At 58.8% G+C, this 19,830-nt stretch carries 21 protein-coding genes and 1 other RNA gene; 19 read left to right on the top strand and 3 right to left on the bottom strand.

The features are described 5' to 3' along the window. Nucleotides 1–2: 2 nt before the first annotated feature. The 3 genes from QZH45_RS11745 to QZH45_RS11735 all read left to right on the top strand — a co-directional run bounded on the left by QZH45_RS11745 (nucleotide 3) and on the right by QZH45_RS11735 (nucleotide 2,555). Nucleotides 3–932, top strand: a complete 930-nt coding sequence (locus QZH45_RS11745) for a LysR family transcriptional regulator (RefSeq protein WP_024779787.1) — start codon at nucleotides 3–5, stop codon at nucleotides 930–932. A gap of 169 nt (nucleotides 933–1,101) precedes the next feature. Further along, nucleotides 1,102–1,500, top strand: coding sequence for a MerR family transcriptional regulator (locus QZH45_RS11740; RefSeq protein ID WP_024779786.1), 399 nt, complete (start codon nucleotides 1,102–1,104; stop codon nucleotides 1,498–1,500). Between the two features lie 155 nt (nucleotides 1,501–1,655). Continuing rightward, nucleotides 1,656–2,555, top strand: coding sequence for a hydroxymethylglutaryl-CoA lyase (locus QZH45_RS11735; protein ID WP_055134853.1), 900 nt, complete (start codon nucleotides 1,656–1,658; stop codon nucleotides 2,553–2,555). Between the two features lie 655 nt (nucleotides 2,556–3,210). On the opposite strand, the gene QZH45_RS11730 is transcribed toward QZH45_RS11735, so the two are convergent. Then, nucleotides 3,211–4,902: an AMP-binding protein gene (locus tag QZH45_RS11730; RefSeq protein ID WP_024780882.1), complete on the bottom strand. Its 1,692-nt coding sequence runs from the start codon at nucleotides 4,900–4,902 to the stop codon at nucleotides 3,211–3,213. 299 nt (nucleotides 4,903–5,201) lie between these two features. Here QZH45_RS11730 and QZH45_RS11725 point away from each other — a divergent pair, with 299 nt between their 5' ends. From QZH45_RS11725 to QZH45_RS11710, 4 genes are all read left to right on the top strand, one after another. Then, nucleotides 5,202–6,365, top strand: coding sequence for an isovaleryl-CoA dehydrogenase (locus QZH45_RS11725; protein WP_053191514.1), 1,164 nt, complete (start codon nucleotides 5,202–5,204; stop codon nucleotides 6,363–6,365). Nucleotides 6,366–6,455: 90 nt separating this feature from the next. Beyond that, the gene (locus tag QZH45_RS11720) at nucleotides 6,456–8,060 is read left to right on the top strand and encodes a carboxyl transferase domain-containing protein (RefSeq protein ID WP_055134852.1); all 1,605 of its coding nucleotides are present in this window, start codon (nucleotides 6,456–6,458) and stop codon (nucleotides 8,058–8,060) included. A 13-nt stretch (nucleotides 8,061–8,073) separates the two neighbouring features. Further along, on the top strand, nucleotides 8,074–8,922 hold the full coding sequence (locus QZH45_RS11715) for a gamma-carboxygeranoyl-CoA hydratase (RefSeq protein WP_024780885.1): 849 nt from the start codon (nucleotides 8,074–8,076) through the stop codon (nucleotides 8,920–8,922). Continuing rightward, nucleotides 8,919–10,868, top strand: a complete 1,950-nt coding sequence (locus QZH45_RS11710) for an acetyl/propionyl/methylcrotonyl-CoA carboxylase subunit alpha (RefSeq protein WP_055134851.1) — start codon at nucleotides 8,919–8,921, stop codon at nucleotides 10,866–10,868. The genes QZH45_RS11715 and QZH45_RS11710 overlap by 4 nt, the downstream gene beginning before the upstream one ends. A 29-nt stretch (nucleotides 10,869–10,897) precedes the next feature. Here QZH45_RS11710 and QZH45_RS11705 read toward each other — a convergent pair whose 3' ends face one another. Further along, complete coding sequence (locus QZH45_RS11705; protein ID WP_055134850.1) at nucleotides 10,898–11,545, bottom strand: LexA family protein; 648 nt, start codon at nucleotides 11,543–11,545, stop codon at nucleotides 10,898–10,900. A gap of 128 nt (nucleotides 11,546–11,673) precedes the next feature. Between QZH45_RS11705 and QZH45_RS11700 the strand changes: the two genes are divergently transcribed. Beyond that, nucleotides 11,674–12,012, top strand: coding sequence for a DUF6124 family protein (locus QZH45_RS11700; RefSeq protein WP_024780888.1), 339 nt, complete (start codon nucleotides 11,674–11,676; stop codon nucleotides 12,010–12,012). Nucleotides 12,013–12,231: 219 nt separating this feature from the next. On the opposite strand, the gene QZH45_RS11695 is transcribed toward QZH45_RS11700, so the two are convergent. Further along, on the bottom strand, nucleotides 12,232–12,963 hold the full coding sequence (locus QZH45_RS11695) for a LexA family transcriptional regulator (protein WP_081036462.1): 732 nt from the start codon (nucleotides 12,961–12,963) through the stop codon (nucleotides 12,232–12,234). Nucleotides 12,964–13,111: 148 nt separating this feature from the next. Between QZH45_RS11695 and QZH45_RS11690 the strand changes: the two genes are divergently transcribed. From QZH45_RS11690 to QZH45_RS11640, 11 genes are all read left to right on the top strand, one after another. Further along, on the top strand, nucleotides 13,112–13,456 hold the full coding sequence (locus QZH45_RS11690; RefSeq protein WP_055134808.1) for a helix-turn-helix domain-containing protein: 345 nt from the start codon (nucleotides 13,112–13,114) through the stop codon (nucleotides 13,454–13,456). Beyond that, nucleotides 13,449–15,482: a DNA-binding protein gene (locus QZH45_RS11685; RefSeq protein WP_055134809.1), complete on the top strand. Its 2,034-nt coding sequence runs from the start codon at nucleotides 13,449–13,451 to the stop codon at nucleotides 15,480–15,482. The genes QZH45_RS11690 and QZH45_RS11685 overlap by 8 nt, the downstream gene beginning before the upstream one ends. 58 nt (nucleotides 15,483–15,540) lie before the next feature. Next, on the top strand, nucleotides 15,541–16,263 hold the full coding sequence (locus tag QZH45_RS11680; RefSeq protein ID WP_055134810.1) for an AAA family ATPase: 723 nt from the start codon (nucleotides 15,541–15,543) through the stop codon (nucleotides 16,261–16,263). Further along, nucleotides 16,264–17,043, top strand: a complete 780-nt coding sequence (locus QZH45_RS11675) for a hypothetical protein (protein WP_055134811.1) — start codon at nucleotides 16,264–16,266, stop codon at nucleotides 17,041–17,043. After that, nucleotides 17,040–17,414 (top strand): hypothetical protein, encoded by a 375-nt coding sequence (locus tag QZH45_RS11670; protein ID WP_055134812.1) that lies wholly within the window; start codon nucleotides 17,040–17,042, stop codon nucleotides 17,412–17,414. Before QZH45_RS11675 ends, QZH45_RS11670 begins: the two co-directional genes overlap by 4 nt. Then, complete coding sequence (locus QZH45_RS11665) at nucleotides 17,398–17,862, top strand: hypothetical protein (protein WP_152980058.1); 465 nt, start codon at nucleotides 17,398–17,400, stop codon at nucleotides 17,860–17,862. Before QZH45_RS11670 ends, QZH45_RS11665 begins: the two co-directional genes overlap by 17 nt. Next, the gene (locus tag QZH45_RS11660) at nucleotides 17,862–18,356 is read left to right on the top strand and encodes a hypothetical protein (protein ID WP_055134814.1); all 495 of its coding nucleotides are present in this window, start codon (nucleotides 17,862–17,864) and stop codon (nucleotides 18,354–18,356) included. The genes QZH45_RS11665 and QZH45_RS11660 overlap by 1 nt, the downstream gene beginning before the upstream one ends. Beyond that, on the top strand, nucleotides 18,349–18,825 hold the full coding sequence (locus QZH45_RS11655) for a hypothetical protein (RefSeq protein ID WP_055134815.1): 477 nt from the start codon (nucleotides 18,349–18,351) through the stop codon (nucleotides 18,823–18,825). The genes QZH45_RS11660 and QZH45_RS11655 overlap by 8 nt, the downstream gene beginning before the upstream one ends. Further along, nucleotides 18,822–19,466, top strand: coding sequence for a DUF3164 family protein (locus tag QZH45_RS11650; RefSeq protein ID WP_055134816.1), 645 nt, complete (start codon nucleotides 18,822–18,824; stop codon nucleotides 19,464–19,466). The genes QZH45_RS11655 and QZH45_RS11650 overlap by 4 nt, the downstream gene beginning before the upstream one ends. 52 nt (nucleotides 19,467–19,518) lie before the next feature. Beyond that, nucleotides 19,519–19,755 (top strand): hypothetical protein, encoded by a 237-nt coding sequence (locus QZH45_RS11645; protein WP_055134817.1) that lies wholly within the window; start codon nucleotides 19,519–19,521, stop codon nucleotides 19,753–19,755. Further along, an RNA gene (locus QZH45_RS11640) (hammerhead ribozyme type II) lies at nucleotides 19,755–19,825 on the top strand. Before QZH45_RS11645 ends, QZH45_RS11640 begins: the two co-directional genes overlap by 1 nt. The last annotated feature ends 5 nt before the right edge of the window (nucleotides 19,826–19,830 follow it).

Genomic DNA, 19,830 nt, shown 5'->3' with positions numbered 1-19,830 from the left:
CCATGAATCTGAGCAAGGTCGATCTCAATCTCTTCATCGTCTTCGATGCGATCTATACCGAAGCCAACCTGACCCGCGCCGGGCAGATCGTCGGCATCACTCAGCCGGCCGTGTCCAACGCCCTGGCGCGCCTTCGGGAAACCTTCAACGATCCACTGTTCGTGCGCACCGCCCAGGGTATGGTGCCCACGCCCATGGCCCAGAACATCATCGGCCCGGTGCGCAATGCGCTGTCGCTGCTGCGGGTGTCGGTGCAGGAAAGCCGGATTTTCAATCCGCTGCAGGCCGTCAAGACCTACCGCATCAGCATGACCGACCTCACCGAAGGCGTGATCCTGCCCCCGTTGTTCCAGCGCCTGCGACGCCTGGCGCCGACCGTGGCCATCGAGAGTTTCCTGTCCAAGCGCCGTGAAACCACCAAGGAACTGGCCGCCGGCCGCCTCGACTTCGCCGTCGACGCCCCGCTCAATACCGACCCGCAGGTGCGTCACGTCAAACTGATGGAAGACCGTTACGTATGTGCCATGCGCAAGGGCCATCCCTTGGCGGGCAAGGAAAAAATCAGCCTGGATGACTATCTCGCCCAGACCCACGTGCATATCTCCAGCCGCCGCAATGGGCTGGGCTATGTCGACCTGGCCCTGGGCAAGATGGGCATCCAGCGTAAGATCGCCCTGCGCTCACAGCATTACTTGATGGCCTCCCAGGTGTTACAGCAGACCGACATGGTCATGACCGTTCCCGAACGGTTTGCCCGTCGTCACGACTTGCACGCTTTCCAGCTGCCGGTCAACGATGTGCCGCCGGTTGAAACCCATCTCTATTGGCACGAAAGCACCGACCAGGACCCGGCCAACCGCTGGATGCGCGAGCAGATGATCGAGCTGTGCCAACAGGTGACGGCCCATGAGAAAAAGCTTGAGAGCGCATAAAGATCAAAGGTGGGGCGAGCCCGCTCGCGATGGCGTCAGGTCCGTCAACAGGGATGCAGGCCGATCCACCGCTGTCGCGGGCAGGCTCGCTCCCATAGGTTTCATTGCTTGACGTGAACGTCAACCTGACATTAGCTTAGCGCCAGCCCCTATCGTTTCGAGCGCTTCCATGAGCAGTCAGACCTACAGCATCTCCGACCTCGCCCGGGAACTGGACATCACTACCCGGGCCATCCGTTTTTATGAAGAGCAAGGCCTGTTGAGTCCCGAGCGACGGGGTCAGGAGCGCATCTACTCTCCGCGGGACAAGGTCAGCCTGAAGTTGATCCTGCGGGGCAAGCGCATCGGCTTTTCCCTGGCCGAGTGCCGCGAGCTGATCGAGCTCTACGACCCGTCCAGCGGTAACCAGAAACAACTGCACAGCATGCTGGCGAAAATCACCGAGCGCCGTGAGCAACTCGAGCAGCAACTGTTGGACATCGAACAGATGAAACTGGAGCTCGACACCGCCGAAGAACGCTGCATCCAGGCGCTGGAGCAGACGCTCAAGGGTCAGGAAGCTGTATAGCTGTCATACCCATTGTGGGAGCGAGCCTGCTCGCGATAGCGGTTTAACCGCCAACATCAATGTTGTTTGACATACCGCTATCGCGAGCAGGCTCGCTCCCACATTGGATCGCCGTCGCCCCCGGTATATTGGCAACCCATTAAAGGTCTATCCCCATGCCCCTTCCCTCCTTTGTACGCCTGATCGAAGTCGGCCCCCGCGACGGTCTGCAGAATGAAGCGCAACCCATCAGCGTCGCCGACAAGGTGCGCCTGGTGGATGCGCTGAGTGCCGCCGGCCTGGGTTACATCGAAGTCGGTAGCTTTGTCTCGCCCAAATGGGTGCCGCAGATGGCCGGTTCCGCCGAGGTGTTCGCCCAGATCCAACGCAAACCCGGTGTCACTTATGGAGCCCTGGCGCCGAACCTGCGTGGTTTTGAAGACGCGCTGGCGGCCGGCGTGAAGGAAGTGGCGGTATTCGCCGCCGCATCCGAAGCGTTCTCCCAACGCAATATCAACTGTTCCATCAAGGAAAGCCTGGAGCGCTTCGTACCGATCATGGAGGCCGCCAGGCGCAATGGCATCAGCGTACGCGGCTACGTGTCCTGCGTGCTGGGCTGTCCTTACGAAGGCGCTGTCAAACCCGAGCAAGTTGCCTGGGTCGCTCGGGAGCTCTATGCAATGGGCTGTTACGAGGTATCCCTGGGCGACACCATCGGCACAGGCACCGCCGGCGCCACACGCAAGATGTTCGAAGTGGTTTCGGCGGATGTTCCCCGGGACAAGCTCGCCGGTCATTTCCATGACACCTACGGCCAGGCCATGGCGAACCTGTACGCCAGTCTGCTTGAAGGCATCGCCGTATTCGACAGTTCCATCGCCGGTCTCGGCGGTTGCCCGTACGCCAAGGGTGCCAGCGGTAACGTCGCCACCGAAGACGTGCTGTACCTGCTCAATGGCCTGGGCATTGAAACCGGCGTCGACCTGGATGCGTTGATCGTCGCGGGCCGACAGATCTGCGACGTACTCGGACGCCCGACCGGCTCGCGCGTCGCCAAGGCACGCAGCGCTCAATGAAGGTGTTACCGCACCCCATCGCCAGGAAGGTGAAACGAGTAACACGGAAACAATTTGTCAGATCTACCGCACGTGCCCTTTCATCCTGAAAACTCAACACATTGATTTATAAGGATTTTTAAAAGTTGGCACGACACCTGCTATCTCTCTGGCATAACAAGAATAAAAAAAGCGGCAAACCCAATAAAAACAAGACGAAACGACTCTGACATAACAAAAACAACACGGCAGAGACGCAGCTAACAGATTTTTTTGGAGAAGATGGGCTTTTCAGGGTGCTTCCAGGAGCAACCCGCAACCGGGCAGAGAACAATAAGGCTACCTTCAGGTAGGACCCGAATCGGTTGGATCGCATGGCGAAAAGGCAGATCAGCGCTCAAAAAAATACGTTTGCTCTTGATCCCGGATGGGGATCGCCAAAAACAGCGGTAAAGGGTCACGGCTACCAAAAACAACAACAGGCCGCCCCTCAATAATAAAAAAAGAGCACGCGACGACAAAATTAAAGGGGAGCTTCGGCTCCCCTTTGTGCTGTCTGGCGATTGGCTTTTCTTGTGGGAGCGAGCCTGCTCGCGATGAGGCCGTGTCAATCGACATCCCTATCAACTGACAGACCGCTATCGCGAGCAGGCTCCCACAGGTGTTGTGGCGAGTCTTATCGATCGCGCAACTCTTCGATGCTGATTTCACGCATGCGAAATTTCTGGATCTTGCCCGTTACCGTCATCGGGAACTCCTCGACGAACTTGAAGTAACGTGGCGTCTTGAAGTGGGCGATGCGCGTCTTGCACCAGGCCTGTAACTCCTGTTCGGTAACACTGTGTCCGGGATGGAACTTGATCCAGGCCACGATCTCTTCGCCGTAGCGCGAACAAGGGATACCGATCACTTGCACATCGGCTACCGCAGGGTGAGTGAAGAAGAACTCTTCCAACTCACGCGGGTAAATATTCTCGCCACCCCGGATGATCATGTCCTTGTTGCGTCCGACAATGCAGACGTAACCCTGCTCGTCCATGGTCGCCAGGTCCCCGGTGTGCATCCAGCCATCCCGGTCGATGGCCTCGGCAGTGCCTTTGGGATTGTTCCAGTAACCGAGCATCACGCTGTAGCCACGGGTACACAACTCGCCGATGGTGCCACGGGGGACAATATCGCCGGCTTCGTCGACAATCTTGCTTTCCAACTGCGGTTGGGTGCGGCCGACGGTGGTAACGCGCAACTCCAGTTCGTCTGAAGGACCGGTCTGCAACGACACCGGACTGGTTTCCGTCATGCCATAGGCAATCTGTACCTCGTTCATGTGCATCTCGTTGATCACCCGTCGCATCACTTCGATCGGGCAGGTCGAGCCGGCCATGATCCCGGTGCGCAGGCTGGACAGATCGAATCCCCGTCGCTGCGGCTGATCCAGCATGGCGATGAACATGGTCGGCACGCCGTACAGCGCGGTGGCTTTTTCCTCGGCCACGGTGCTCAGGGTCAGCAAGGGGTCAAAGGCGTCGCTGGGGTAGATCATGGTACTGCCGTGGGTCATGCATCCCAGGTTCCCCATGACCATGCCGAAGCAATGATAGAGCGGCACCGGGATCACCAAGCGGTCATCGGCGCCAAGGCCCAGGCTTTCGCCAACCATGTAGCCGTTGTTGAGAATGTTGCGGTGACTGAGGGTCGCGCCTTTGGGGAATCCGGTGGTACCTGAGGTGTACTGGATGTTCACTGGCTGTTCGATGTGCAGGCTGGCCTGGCGCTCGACCAACCGTTCCGGCGAAGCCGCTGCACCCAGGTCAGCCAGTTGCGACCAGGGCAGAAAACCTGACGGTGGCCGGGGATCGAGGCTGATCACGCCGCGCAGGTCCGGCAAACGTTCGCAGTGCAACTGCCCGATCGGTTGTTCCGCCAGCTCCGGCGCCAGGGTTTGCACCATGGAGTGATAGTCCGAGGTCTTGAACGCCCCGGCGCACACCAGCCACTGGCACCCGGACTGCTTGAGCACGTATTCCAGTTCAGAGCTGCGGTAGGCCGGATTGATATTGACCAGGATCACGCCGATCTTCGCGCTGGCGAACTGGCTGATGCACCACTGGGCGCAGTTGGGAGCCCACATGCCGAGACGGTCACCGGTCTTCAGGCCCAACGCCAGCAAGGCTCGGGCATGCAGATCGACCGCTTCGGCCAATTGCCGCCAGGTATAGCGCAGCGCTTGATGGCGAACCACCAATGCCTCGTTATCGGGGTAACGGGCCACGGTCTGGTCAAAAGCCTGGCCGATGGTCTGCGTCAACAAGGCCTTGGCCTGGGAGCCGCGGGTGTAGCTGAGCTGCGAATGCGAACCGGGTTGATCCATGACGCCCCCTCTTGTCTTTATTAGTGGGTTGCTACGCTTGAACCTGTGAAGCCAAAGCCCGTGGGAGCCAAGCTTGCTCGCGATGAAGGCGCCTCGGTTCAATGCCGGAAAATGGCGTTATCGTTCATCGCGAGCAAACTCGGCTCCCACAGGGTCACGCTGTCAGCCGCACCTACTCTGGACCAAGTTGACGTTAACGTAAAGGTGATTGACAGCCATTTATTGCAGGTTTACGTTAACGTAAAGGTGAGAGCACTCCCTTCCCTCTCCACACCCGATAAAAAAGCCAAAGGTGTCCCATGAGCTACCCATCCCTGAATTTTGCCCTCGGTGAAACCATCGACATGTTGCGCGACCAGGTGCAGGCCTTCGTCAAGGCCGAGCTGGCGCCACGGGCGGCGCAGATCGACGTCGACAACCTGTTTCCTGCCGACATGTGGCGCAAATTCGGTGACATGGGCCTGCTGGGCATCACCGTACCGGAGGAATACGGTGGTGCCGGCCTGGGCTACCTGGCCCATGTGGTGGCAATGGAGGAAATCAGCCGCGGGTCGGCCTCGGTCGCTCTCTCCTACGGCGCCCATTCCAACCTCTGCGTCAACCAGATCAACCGCAACGGCAACCACGAGCAGAAATCCAAGTACCTGCCGAAACTGATCAGCGGCGAACACATCGGCGCCCTCGCCATGAGCGAACCGAACGCCGGTTCCGACGTGGTTTCCATGAAGCTGCGGGCCGACAAGCGTGGCGACCATTACGTGCTCAACGGCAGCAAGACCTGGATCACCAACGGCCCCGACGCCAACACGTACGTGATCTACGCCAAGACCGACCTGGAAAAGGGCCCCCACGGCATCACCGCATTCATTGTCGAGCGCGACTGGAAAGGCTTCAGCCGCAGCAACAAGTTCGACAAGCTCGGCATGCGTGGCTCCAACACCTGCGAGTTGTTCTTCGACGACGTCGAAGTGCCGGAAGAGAACATTCTCGGTGTGCTCAACGGCGGCGTCAGGGTCCTGATGAGTGGCCTGGACTACGAACGCGTGGTGTTGTCCGGCGGTCCCACCGGGATCATGCAGGCGTGCATGGACCTGATCGTGCCCTACATCCACGACCGCAAGCAGTTCGGCCAAAGCATCGGTGAATTCCAGCTGATCCAGGGCAAGGTGGCCGACATGTACACCCAGCTCAACGCCAGCCGGGCCTATCTGTATGCGGTGGCCCAGGCCTGCGAGCGCGGTGAAACGGCTCGCAAGGACGCCGCCGGGGTGATCCTCTACACCGCCGAGCGCGCCACGCAGATGGCCCTCGACGCCATCCAGATCCTGGGCGGCAATGGTTACATCAACGAGTTTCCGGCCGGGCGTCTGCTACGTGACGCCAAGTTGTACGAAATTGGTGCCGGCACCAGTGAGATCCGTCGGATGCTGATCGGACGCGAACTGTTCAACGAGACGAAATGAATTTCGTCAGTGGCAAGCGGCAAGCCATACGCGGCAAGAGAGCCGCGCTTTTACTTGTAGCTTGAAGCTCAAAGCTGCTACGGAGTAGCCATGATTCTGCACACCCAGCTCAACTCACGCTCGCCGGAGTTCATCGCCAACCGCGACGCCATGCTCGAACAGGTCGGCGCCTTGCGCACCCTGCTCGCACAAGTCCAACAGGGCGGCGGTCCCAAGGCCCAGGAACGACACACCTCCCGGGGCAAGTTGCTGCCTCGGGAGCGCATCAACCGGTTGCTGGATCCCGGTTCGCCCTTCCTGGAGATCAGTCCGCTGGCTGCCTACGAGGTTTATGGCGAAGACGTCCCTGCTGCCGGGGTGATCGCCGGCATCGGTCGCGTGGAAGGCGTCGAATGCATGATTGTCGCCAACGACGCGACGGTCAAAGGGGGCTCCTATTACCCACTGACCGTGAAGAAACACCTGCGCGCCCAAACCATCGCCCAACAGAATCGCCTGCCTTGCATTTATCTGGTGGATTCCGGCGGCGCCAACCTGCCGCGCCAGGACGAAGTGTTTCCGGACCGGGAGCACTTCGGCCGGATCTTCTTCAACCAGGCCAACATGAGCGCCCAGGGTATCCCGCAGTTGGCAGTGGTCATGGGCTCGTGCACGGCCGGGGGGGCTTACGTTCCGGCAATGGCCGATGAAGCGATCATGGTCCGCGAACAGGCAACCATCTTCCTGGCCGGCCCACCGTTGGTAAAAGCCGCCACCGGCGAGGTGGTCAGCGCCGAGGACCTGGGCGGCGCCGATGTGCATTGCAAGATTTCCGGCGTGGCCGACCACTACGCCGACAACGATGAACATGCCCTGGCGCTGGCCCGCCGCAGTGTCGCCAACCTCAACTGGCGCAAGCTTGGCGACGTGCAGACACGCACCCCGATTGCCCCGCTGTATGCGAGCGACGAGCTGTATGGGGTGGTGCCGGCCGATGCCAAGCAGCCTTTCGATGTCCGGGAAGTGATCGCACGCCTGGTGGACGGTTCGGTGTTCGATGAGTTCAAGGCACTGTTCGGTACCACACTGGTGTGCGGCTTTGCCCATCTGCACGGCTACCCCGTCGCGATTCTGGCGAACAACGGCATCCTGTTCGCCGAAGCTGCGCAAAAGGGTGCGCACTTCATCGAACTGGCCTGCCAGCGCGGCATCCCGTTGCTGTTCCTGCAGAACATCACCGGCTTCATGGTCGGGCAGAAATACGAAGCCGGCGGCATCGCCAAACATGGCGCGAAGCTGGTCACCGCGGTGGCCTGTGCCCGGGTACCGAAGTTCACGGTCATCATTGGCGGCAGCTTCGGCGCGGGTAACTACGGCATGTGTGGACGAGCTTACGACCCACGTTTCCTGTGGATGTGGCCAAATGCGCGAATTGGCGTGATGGGCGCCGAGCAGGCCGCCGGCGTGCTGGTGCAGGTCAAGCGCGAACAGGCTGAACGCAGCGGCCATCCGTTCAGCGCCGCCCAGGAGACCGAGATCAAGCAACCGATTCTCGATCAGTACGAAGAACAGGGTCACCCCTACTATTCCAGCGCGAGACTGTGGGACGACGGCGTCATCGACCCGGCCCAGACCCGCGACATAGTAGGCCTGGCCTTGTCCGCGTCACTGAACGCACCTATTGAACCGAGCCGCTTCGGCGTGTTCCGGATGTAACCGGGGAATGCCCATGGACAATTTCAACACCCTCGAATTGCTGACCGACTCGCGCGGAGTTGCCACCCTGTGGTTGAGCCGCGAGTCGAAAAACAATGCGTTCAACGCCGAAATGATCCGCGAGCTGATTCTCGCTCTGGACCAGGTCAGCAGCGATCAAAGCGTGCGCTTCCTGCTGATCCGCGGTCGTGGCAAACATTTCAGTGCCGGTGCCGACCTGGCCTGGATGCAGCAGTCGGCCGAGCTCGACTACCACACCAACCTCGACGACGCCCGGGAACTGGCGGAGCTGATGTACAACCTCGCCAAGCTGAAAATTCCTACGCTGGCAGTCGTCCAAGGCGCGGCGTTTGGCGGCGCACTGGGATTGATCAGCGCTTGTGACATGGCCATTGGCGCCGATGACGCGCAGTTCTGTCTGTCGGAAGTGCGCATCGGCCTGGCGCCGGCGGTGATCAGCCCGTTTGTGGTGCAGGCGATTGGCGAACGGGCTGCCCGGCGTTACGCCCTCACCGCTGAACGTTTCGGCGGACAACGGGCGAAAGAGATTGGTTTGCTGTCGGAAAGTTACCCGCCCGAGATGCTGAACGATCAAGTTGGGCAATGGATTGATAACCTGTTGCTTAACAGCCCGGCGGCCATGCGTGCCAGCAAGGAATTGTTGCGCGAAGTCGGCAACGGCGCCCTGACCCCGGCGCTGCGACGTTACACCGAGAATGCCATCGCCCGCATCCGCGTCAGCCCGGAGGGGCAGGAAGGCCTGCGCGCCTTTCTGCAGAAGCGGCCGCCGAACTGGCAGGCCGAGTCGCCCCCTGCCCCTTCGAAACCTGCCCCATCGAAACATAAGGAGCCCCGTCGATGAGCGCCCCAGTCCTCACCACCGTGCTGGTGGCCAATCGCGGTGAAATCGCCTGCCGTGTGATGCGTACCGCCAAAGCCATGGGTCTGACCACAGTTGCGGTGCACAGCGCCACCGACCGCGACGCCCGCCATACCCGTGAAGCCGACATCCGGGTCGACCTGGGCGGCAGCAAGGCGGCCGATAGCTACCTGCAAATCGACAAATTGATCGCTGCCGCCCAGGCCAGTGGCGCCCAGGCTATCCACCCCGGCTACGGTTTTCTTTCGGAGAATGCCGGGTTCGCCCGGGCCATCGAAAACGCCGGGCTGATTTTCCTCGGCCCGCCCGCCTCGGCCATTGACGCCATGGGCAGCAAATCCGCGGCCAAGGCCTTGATGGAAACCGCCGGCGTGCCCCTCGTGCCCGGTTACCATGGCGAAGCCCAGGATCTGGAGACGTTCCGCGCCGCTGCCGAGCGCATCGGTTATCCGGTGCTGCTCAAGGCCACCGCCGGGGGTGGCGGCAAGGGCATGAAAGTCGTCGAGGACGTCAGCCAACTGGCCGAAGCCCTGGCCTCGGCACAGCGCGAGGCGCAATCGTCGTTCGGTGACTCGCGGATGCTGGTGGAAAAATACCTGCTCAAGCCACGTCACGTTGAGATTCAGGTGTTCGCCGATCAGCATGGCCATTGCCTGTACCTCAACGAGCGCGACTGTTCGATTCAACGCCGTCACCAGAAAGTCGTGGAAGAAGCGCCAGCCCCAGGCCTGACCCCGGCGTTGCGGTGTGCAATGGGCGAAGCGGCCGTGCGCGCGGCCCAGGCGATTGGCTACGTCGGGGCCGGCACGGTGGAGTTCCTGCTGGATTCGCGGGGCGAGTTTTTCTTCATGGAAATGAACACCCGGTTGCAAGTCGAGCACCCGGTTACCGAAGCGATCACCGGCCTGGACCTGGTGGCCTGGCAGATTCGCGTCGCCCAAGGCGAGCCGCTGCCGATCACCCAGGAACAAGTCCCACTGCGGGGCCACGCCATCGAAGTTCGGCTCTATGCCGAAGATCCGGCCAACGACTTCCTGCCGGCCACCGGCCGCCTGGCGCTGTACCGCGAATCGGCCAAAGGACCGGGGCGACGGGTCGACAGCGGCGTCGAAGAAGGTGATGAGATCTCGCCCTTCTACGACCCGATGCTCGGCAAGCTGATTGCCTGGGGCGAGGACCGTGAACAGGCGCGGTTGCGGCTGTTGAGCATGCTCGACGAGTTTGCCATCGGCGGTTTGAAAACCAACATCGGCTTCCTGCGTCGCATCATTGCCCACCCGGCCTTCGCCGCAGCTGAGCTGGACACCGGCTTTATCCCACGCTACCAGGCGCAGTTACTGCCAGCACCTGATGAACTGGATGACGACTTCTGGTCCGCAGCCGCCCAGGCTTTCGCCTTGGGTCTGACACCGCGGATACGCCCCGACGACGCCGCTTCCCCCTGGTCCGATATCACCGGCCTGCGTTTGGGACTGCCAGGGGAAACCACGTTGCATTTGAGCTGTGAAGATCAGGATCGGGCGATGACGCTGGACGTCCAGGGCATAATCGCCGAGCTACGCGGCGAGCACCTGGTGGTCGGCCACAACGGCCTGCGTCGAAGCCACCGGGCCATCCGCCAGGGCGACAGCCTGTATCTGCAATGGCAGGGTGATCTGCGTCGCGTCGAGCTGTACGACCCGCTGGCCGCCGCCGAAGCGAGCCACAGCCACGAGGGCGGTCTGATCGCGCCCATGAACGGCAGCATCGTGCGGGTGCTGGTAAGCCCCGGCCAAACAGTAGAGGCAGGCGCGCAACTGGTGGTCCTGGAAGCGATGAAAATGGAACACAGCATTCGTGCGCCCAAGGCCGGAGTGATCAAGGCACTGTATTGCCAGGAAGGGGAAATGGTCAGCGAGGGCAGCGCACTGGTGGCATTCGAGGAGTAGGTATCGGCCCCGTCCAAGGGCCGATCCGATTAGAACCTGATGGTGGCCTGCACGACCACACCGATGATGCGGCATTGCTCGGTGTACAGGCTTTTCGGGTAAGTCGGATTGAGCGGAACCAGGTACTGCTGCCCGCTCTCTTCGATCAGTTTGCGAAAGGTCGCGTCGCTGCTGCCCGGCAACTGGGCAACCACCAGCTTGCCAGGCACGGCTTCGATGGCCGGGTCCACCAGGATCGACATGCCCTCGGGAATGCTCAACCCGGCCGGTGCGGTCATCGCATCGCCCATCACCACCAGCCAGAATGCGTCTCCTTGGGCGTGGTAATCCGTCAACTCAAAACGCGCCTGGCTGTATCGATCAGGATCGATTTCGCGGATTTCGCCGACGTCGTGCCAGTCACTCACCGGGTAGCGGAAGTACGGATTGTACTTCTGCGCCAGGGTCATGCCCTCTTCGGTCGAGGTATCCGGCTCGCGGATCACCATCGCCACTTCGAGGAACTCCATCCCCAACTCCTGCAGGACCCGGTTCATGTCTTCGACACTGGGTTGCCGGCGCTTGGTCAGCCAATGGCCGACGCCGCCCTGTGACATTCCCAGACGTTCTGCGAGCACCACTTGCGTGACGCGCAGCTCCTTCATTTTGGCCTTGACCAACTCTATCCATTTATCCATGAGCGGCACGATACGTGGAGGACTCCGACCATCAAAACACATATTGTAGTATTTAAATTTCCGTCACAATTACGATGCGTACTATTCTGGATCGAGGATTTCAGCCCACTACGGAGAACCTCGACACCATGGATACCTTCAACAAAGACGAGTCCAGCAACCCTTTCAATACCCCATTCCCCTCGCTACAGGATTGCCCGGCCGCCCAACGGGCCCTGGACTATTACTTGAAACCGGGTGTTTCGGATGAACAGGAACACCGCTTTTTCGACGTGAACCGCAACATCAATGGCGAAGAAGCCCTTGTTCATGCGTGCGACCTGCTGCGCTGCGCGGCAGCCACCGCTCACGAGTCGGCCAACCGTCTACAGGGTTCGAGCCGGGATCTGGCATTTTCGGTGGTGCATATGATTGATCTGGCCAAAGTCATGCTGGATCGGTCCCTGGACGGCTACCCCACTCGTTAAGCAGCGTAGTCAACGAAAACGGCTCCGCGGATGCCAAGGTGTGAGGGGGTTATGTGATTGGCACTAAAAGAAACAGGTGGGAAGAACCCGGAAGAAACGGGCCGAGCCGGGAAAAATAAGGGCTTGGCTAAAGAAACAGTGCCAAAGCATGCGCACCGAGGGAAAAGAAGCTACAAGAAGAAAAAAGCCCCAAGGTGCGGGCTTTTTGGCATAGGCGGTTCAAATCATCCAGCCACCAGACCAAACCACCCGGCCAACGATGTGCAGTCTGTCGAGGTGCTCGCCGGGAACGTGGATAGGATGATACGCCGAGTTAGCGCTGATTACCGTCACCCCACCGTCCAACTGGCGCTGTAAACGCTTGGCGTATAGCAAGTCATCAAGGCGAATTACATAGAAGCCGTCACCCTGAATGTGGTTACGTGACAGATCCACCATCACAGTATCCCCATCCTTCATTATCGGTTCGTTTGAATCACCGTCTACACGCACCGCAGCCAGGTTGGCTGGAACAAGTCCTTTCTTTCTTAGGCTGTATTTCGTGAATGCCAACATTGTCAGGACCCGAGCACCTTCGGTCCACGCCCCATGGCCCTGACTTATCCTGGCGTCATAGAGCGGAACGTACGCATATACGTCCTCCAGGTCCTCGGCGCTCTGCTGGGGCTGTACGCCTGCAAACATATGCCCCTTGCCCGAAGCAATCCAATCCAGTGAAACCCCCTTAGCGGATGCCAGAAGGGCCAGCGAGTTGAACGCAGGCATACCTTCGCCCGAAATCCATCTCATTAGAGAGGACAGCGCCACATTCGCAGACTCCGCAGCCTGTTTTCGGGAATCAAAAAGGCTGGCGACCTGCGCTATGCGAGTTTCTATTCCCGAATTCGGAAAAGAAACTGCATCCGTTCCACTGGGGACGTTATTTTTTCCGCCGTAACTGCCTGATTTCAAAAGGGTTTATCCGAATGTGGGTTGATACATCTCGAAAACAGGAATAAAAACTCCCGAATTCGGTTTACCGGTTCCCGTATACGGGATATATTGTCCTAAACCGGCCGTTAGAAAGCCGAAAAAAACCACCCTAGATGATGGTTATTGAATGAAAACCTTCGACATACCTCTTGATCTGGAAAGCCGGTGGGAGTGGATCAAATTCCAACTCCGTGTACGCGGCACCTGCTTTGCCGATCTTGCGAGAGATCACGATCTGAACGAGCGAGCCATCCGCAACGCCAAGCAGCGCCCCTACCCAAGGGTGGAGCGTGCGATTGCCGACGCTTTGGGCCTGAAGCCTGAGCAACTGTGGCCCGAGCGGTGGAACGCTGACGGATCACCAATCCGCCAACGCCCGAATCGTGCGGAAGCGAATTCGGTATATCGAAAGCATACCGGATCTAGTCCGGTTGGTAACAGTAAAACCAAGCAGGGTAACCGAGATGCGTAGTTTCTATACGCTTCAAGAATTGGCGGGGCTGCCAGGCCTACCGGGAACAGTACCTGGAATCAGGAAGCTCGCAGAGCGTATGGGCTGGGAAGGACAGCGCCGATTGGGCAGTAAGGCGGTGGAATACTCGTTCAGCCAATTGCCTGTAGAAACCCAGACGGCGCTGCTTGCTCTATCGGTAAGTGGAGATGCAGCGGCACCAAAAGAGAGCCTTCCAGCGGTCAATACCTCGCAAGCCGTCAAAGTGAGCGACCGGCTGAACGACACACAAAAAGCGGTGATGGTTGCTCGGCTTTGCTTCGTTCGTGAGATCGAGCGTATGTCCGTCGCCGTGTCTCAGAGCCGCGCAATAGACATTTTGGTCAAACAGGCACGCGACTGCGCATTGAGTCCCTATCTGATGGAGCGTGTGGACCTTGCTAATGACCGCAAGACTGGAGATCGAGGCCTATCCGAACGAACGCTGAAACGGTGGATAGCTGCGTATAAGGCTCACGGTGAGAGTGGATTGGCTCCGTTGAGGCAGCGACCAAATCTCGCGATTCCCGAGTGGGCTAAAGAGTTCCTTCGGTGCTACCAGCGTCCAACAAAGCCAAGCGTGGCGGCGAGTTATATGGAGTTTGCCAGCGGGTACGGCGGGACCGTACCAAGTATCCACGCTGTAAAGCGGTTCTTGAAAAAACTATCTCCAGACGCCTTGAACGCTGGGCGTATGAGCCCCCAGGAGTTGAAATCCCTGCAATCGTTCCGGCGGCGATCTACGAAAAGCCTGTTTCCTGGAGATGTGTACACAGCGGACGGTCATAAGTTCGATGCCGAGGTAATCAATCCTCTAACAGGCAAACCGTACCGCCCTGAAATCACAACGGTACTCGACGTGGCAACCCGAAAAGTTGTTGGCGTTTCGGTCGGAGAATCCGAATCCGCCATCGGCGTGCTGGACGCGCTGCGCGACGCTATTCGTGAGTGCATGTTCGCCATTTTCTATGTCGACAACGGGTCCGGCTTTGCCAACGACACCGTGCGAGAGGTCGTAGATCGCATCGGCGGAACGATGACCCATTCGCTTCCCTACAACAGTCAGGCTCGCGGTCTTTCTGAGCGGGGGCACCAAACCATTTGGGTACGCGCAGCAAAGAAACTAACCAGCTATATCGGGGCGGATATGGACAAACACGCGGGGACCCGTGTGCATCGTATCGGCCGTAAAGAGCTACGCGAGATGGGGAAAAGCCAGGTCTTGCCGACGTTTGCCGAATTCATGTCAGGCATGGAACACGAAATCGCCGCCTACAACAGCACACCGCACCGTGGGCTTTCCAAGTTTCGCGACCCTGAGACTGGCGTATTACGCCACATGACCCCGAATGAAGCATGGCAGGCCGCGATATCTGAAGGATGGGAACCAATCGTCGCACCTAGCTCGTTGGTGGATTCACTGATGCGGCCGCAGGTCATCAGGAAATCTCGACGGGGCGAAATTGCCTGGTCAGGTAACACCTATTTCGCCCCCGATCTAACGGCCTTTCATGATCAAGAAATACGTATTGCCTACGACGTTAGAGATGCTAGCCAGATCTGGGCGTACACGTTAGACGGGGAACTGATCGGTGCCGCCCAGCTTGATGGAAACACCACGGACTACATGCCGAGAACAATGGTCGAGCAGGCACGTGAGAAGCGTGAAAAAGGCCAGTTCAAGCGTGCCGTAGACAAGCTGGAGGTGCTTACAGGGCATCGCGTGGAAATGATCGCTCCTTCCACCGCACCCTCAGCGGCCCTGCAACAAGACGAGCGAGCAGCGGCGCTGGAATATGCCAGGGAAGTAGTCGCGCAACGGCCGAGCTTTGAGATTCCAGATAACGACGTAGCGCGTTATCGACTTTGGAAGAAGCTGGATACGCGCCAAGCATCTGGCGAAGAACTTGATGATTTTGAAGCGCGTTGGTGGAAGAGCTATTCCACCCACCCGGATCTGACTTATCAGCGTGAGCTGATGGAAGGTATTGAAAAACACGCGGGTTGAGAGCCCGCGTTTATTGGAGACCAGCGTGTTGACGCACGCTAGAGAAAGGAGAAGCACAATGAGTGTAACTAAAATCGTAGCCCTTACCAATGTTGGCCTACTCGCAGGAGCGGTAAAACGTGCGCAAGCTCGTCCGGCGGGCCTGCCTGGTCTGGTCGTGATGTATGGACCGAGTGGCTTGGGTAAATCTGTCGCGGCGTCCTTTGCTGCAAATCAGCACCGTGCGTACTACGTTGAGTGTAAAGAAACCTGGTCCAAGAAAGGCTTCTTGATGGCAGTCCTTAAAGACATGGCTGTTGCACCGGGTCGCACCGTCGGCGAAATGATGGAGCAGATCGCGGAACAGCTGTCACGGTCCAGGCGGCCACTGATCGTTGACGATGTTCAGTACATGCTGGACAAAGCAATCGCGAACATTCTCACCGACCTCTACAACGCAAGCCAGGGAACAATCGTCCTAATCGGTGAAGAGCGCGTGCCAACTTCTTTGGCAAAACTCGAACGTCTCCACAATCGAGTAGTGGAGTGGGTGCCGGCCCAGCGGGCATCGGTCGAAGATGTCATTGAGCTGTCGAAGTCGAATTATCCGGATCTTGAAATTGGCGAGGATCTGCTTGAGGACCTGTGCCAATCCGTTCGCGGATGCCTGCGCCGAGTTGCAGTGAACCTTTACAAAGTGCAATGCGAAGCCTCTGCAAACATGTGGGACCGGGTCGACCTGGCTACGTGGGGCAAGCGCGGGTGGTTTACTGGCGAAGCCCCTGTCCGGAGGTCTATCTAAATGGTCGGTCGTAAACCACACCTTGTCGTAACTGGTGGAAAAGAGCCACGTCAGCGTATTTGGGAAGCCATTCGTATACTCGGCCCAGCGTTCTCGATCAATGATATCGCCAGGCGTAGTGGTCAGATGCCAAGAGAGATCAACGACTTTTTCAGTGTGTTGGCAAAGGCTGGAATCATTCAGCTTGTTGAATCGCCAGACGGGAAAGAGAGTCGTGTGTACTCATTGGTGCGCGACGAAGGCGTTGAATATCCTCGGCTAAATAGGAAGGGTGAGCGCACCTATCTCCATCTGATCACTGAAAATATCTGGCGCAGCATTCGAATTCTCAAGGGAGCCTTCACTGCTGACACCGTGTTGCATACAGCATCTGCCGGTGGCGTTCCTATGACAATTATCAGGGTTCGCCAATACCTCCACGCTTTGGCCGAAGCTGGATATCTCGATAAGACCGAGTGCGACAGGAACACCCCTGAGACTTACCAACTTGTTCCGGGCAAACACACGGGGCCTCGCCCACCTGAGATTCGTAAACTCGATTCGCTTCAAGTCTATGACCCGAACTTGAACAAGCTGGTATACGCCAAAACTACAGGCTCAATAGATGCTGATCGCAGCTTGGTGGAACCAGGTGTTGCGCTGTTGCGTACCCGCGATCTGCTTGGCGAATGGTTGAAGCTTACTGATGGTGGCAAGACGACAGTCAAGCCGTCCCCTGATCTGGTGCAGCGCACTCAGTTGGAGCTGGCAACACCGGGCGAGTCTGGAGGTCTGCAATGAGCCAAGTAAAAATTTCCGGGTGGGGTGACGAACCGCCGCTTTTCGTACGCCTACTTGCCGCCGAGGCTGCGGCGACCAATCGCGCCAAGGCTGGTGAGCGAATCGGGATGAGTCGCACAGCGGTCAGCCTGATTCTTGTAAACAAGTACACCAGCCCAAGCACCGCTGGAGTTGAACGCCGTGTAATGGAAGTGCTGGGGCGGATCGATTGCGTTGCTGTTGGCGACACTTTGACCGTCGAGCAATGCCAAGGCTTCTATAAACGCCCTGCGCCTACGCACAACCCCATGGCGATGCAGCACTGGCGCGCATGCCAGCAATGCCCAAACAATCCGAACTGCGGAGGCGATGGCTATGCAACCGTCCACTAAGCCTGAGATTCAGATCCATGAGAGCGGCCGTATGTTTCGGTTATGCAGCGAAGGCCGAGTGATTGGCTTCGCCGCCTCACGCGGTTTTGCGCAGATCCGGGCGAGCGAGCTGGAGTCCAGCTTTTCGGTTGATCCTCAAATTTTGGACGTATCTGCGGCAGATACGACTGAGAGTCTAACGTTTGGTTCCCGCAAGGCTGGTGTGTGGCTTGTCGAGGTGCTGGATGCTCAGTTCGAAGGTGGTGCTTTCCAAATTGCTGCCTTCCCTACAGCGGCGGAAGCTGGTCAGTTTCGCGATCAGGTGGAGGCCTATCACCGGTCTATGCCTGAAAGCGAAGCGGAAGGCGAATGGTCGGACGCTCAGATCGCCTGGTTCAAGACCCATCCGGCCCCCATGGCCTCAGCCTGTGGCGGTGTACTTCGCATTCGTTATCAGGGGGTGCATTGATGCGCACCCGTTGCCCGAACTGCGGCACCACACTTTCGCTCGATGCCCTGATTGCGCATGACGGCGCCCGCGATGCGCTGGGGATTGCATTCAAGATGTCCGGCCCTCTCGGTAATGCCCTGGTGCGTTACCTCGGGTTGTTCCGTCCCGAGGCCCGCGAGCTGACGTTGGATCGAGTTGCGAAGCTGCTCGGAGAGCTGTTGCCAGATGTCCAGGCACAGCGCATCGAGCGCAGCGGCCAGGTGTTCGAAGCCCCGCCTGAATGTTGGTTGTGGGCTATCGATCAAGCGCTGATAGCCCGTGAGTCCGGCAGGCTTACAACGCCGCTCAAGGGGCATGGCTGGCTGTACCAGGTCATGACCCAGTATCAGCCCGCCGCGGTTGGTGGAGCGATGGTTTTGGCACCAGAGAGCCACACCTTACCGGCGCGCCAGCGTCCGCAAAGCCAGACCGCAGCAGCGATCAACGCACTGGAGAACTGGGCGAATGGGTAACGGTTGGCTCAAGCGCGAAATCGCGAAGGGTGTAACTGGCTTGCTCGCTCTACGGCTCGATGGCGCTCCAGCGGCAGATGCCGCCACCAAAACAGCGGACATCTGGCTTGTGGCTATGACCAAAGGGCGGGAGTGGAACGAGGAACAGGACGCCTCACGCATCGCCAAAGCGTTCGAAACGTTGTTTGCCAACTGTGAGCGTTGGCCTCCTCCAGCCCTGTTGCTGCGGGAGCTGCCGATTCAGCCAGTTGAGCAGCGTTACATCAAACAGAAGCGGACAGAAGAACAGATCCGGACGGGGAATGAAGCATTAGATCAGCTCATGGCGAGGATGAAGCGCCGGGCTAATCCAGATGCGGCCCTCAAGTCGGACAACGAGATCGAAGAGTCAAAAAAACAGGCCATGGCAGCGTTTGCGGAGCTGCAAGACAGGGCCTCTAAACCAACAGACATGGAACAACAGCAATGAACAACATCCCAGAAGGTTTTCGGAAGGACGCAAGGGGCCACCTGGTTCCGGAAGTGCTGATCAAGCCAATCGACTTGGCCCGAGATCAGTTGGTCAACGAACTTGTCGAGGGCGCTAAGGCCGTCTCCAGCGCGTTGGCAAAGTTCAAGGTCGCCGCATTCGGTGACATCAAGGCATTCGTAGAGATGTCGGCAGAGCAGTACAAGGCGACCATCGGTGGCAAGAAAGGGAACGTAACCCTGTTCTCGTTTGATGGGCAATTCAAGATCGTCCACGCCGTCCAGGACTCCATCAAGTTCGATGAGCGCCTTAAAGCCGCTCGCGTTCTCATCGACGAGTGCGCGGCGGAGTGGACCCAGGATGCACGTAGCGAGGTGCGCGTCCTGGTCAACGAGGCCTTTCGTGCTGACAAGGCTGGCGAGATCAGCACCGGTCGCGTACTCGCGCTGCGTCGGCTGGAGATCCTGGATGACCGTTGGAAGCGGGCAATGACTGCCATCGGCGAGGCCGTCCAGGTGGTGGGTTCGAAGAGCTACATCAGGGTTTATGAGCGTATCGGGGAATCGGATCAGTACGCGCCGATCCCGTTGGATATCGCAAGCATCTTCGTGGCGGATAGCGCGCCATCAACCCTGCACTGATCTGTCCCTAATAAATCTGCCAGCCAACATCCGAACCTAGCGAGTAGTGCGAATGAGCAAGTTCCAAATCGTTGTAGAAGACAGCACCGATGGCGTTTCCATCTCTGTTGATAACCAAGCACAGATCCACGGCAGCAAAGCTGGCCGCGTCGCAACCGCGATGGTCCAGTCAGCCAGGCTGATTGCCCGGCTGCCTCTTGAAACCTCTGAGCGTCACCTTGGTGGCTGCGACTGCGATATCTGCATGGCAATGCGCGAGAAGCTGATTCTCAAACCAACCCTCCATTAAAGCGAAACCGTCTCGGGAAACCGGGGCGGTCTGCCGGGTGTGGTTGCCCGGTACTGATGAGCAGCCGAGGAACAC

The organism is Pseudomonas corrugata, from assembly GCF_050920615.1.
GTDB lineage: Bacteria > Pseudomonadota > Gammaproteobacteria > Pseudomonadales > Pseudomonadaceae > Aquipseudomonas > Aquipseudomonas corrugata.
Note: the sequence above shows the minus strand (reverse complement) of the source record. Positions and strands in the feature narration are given on the sequence as shown.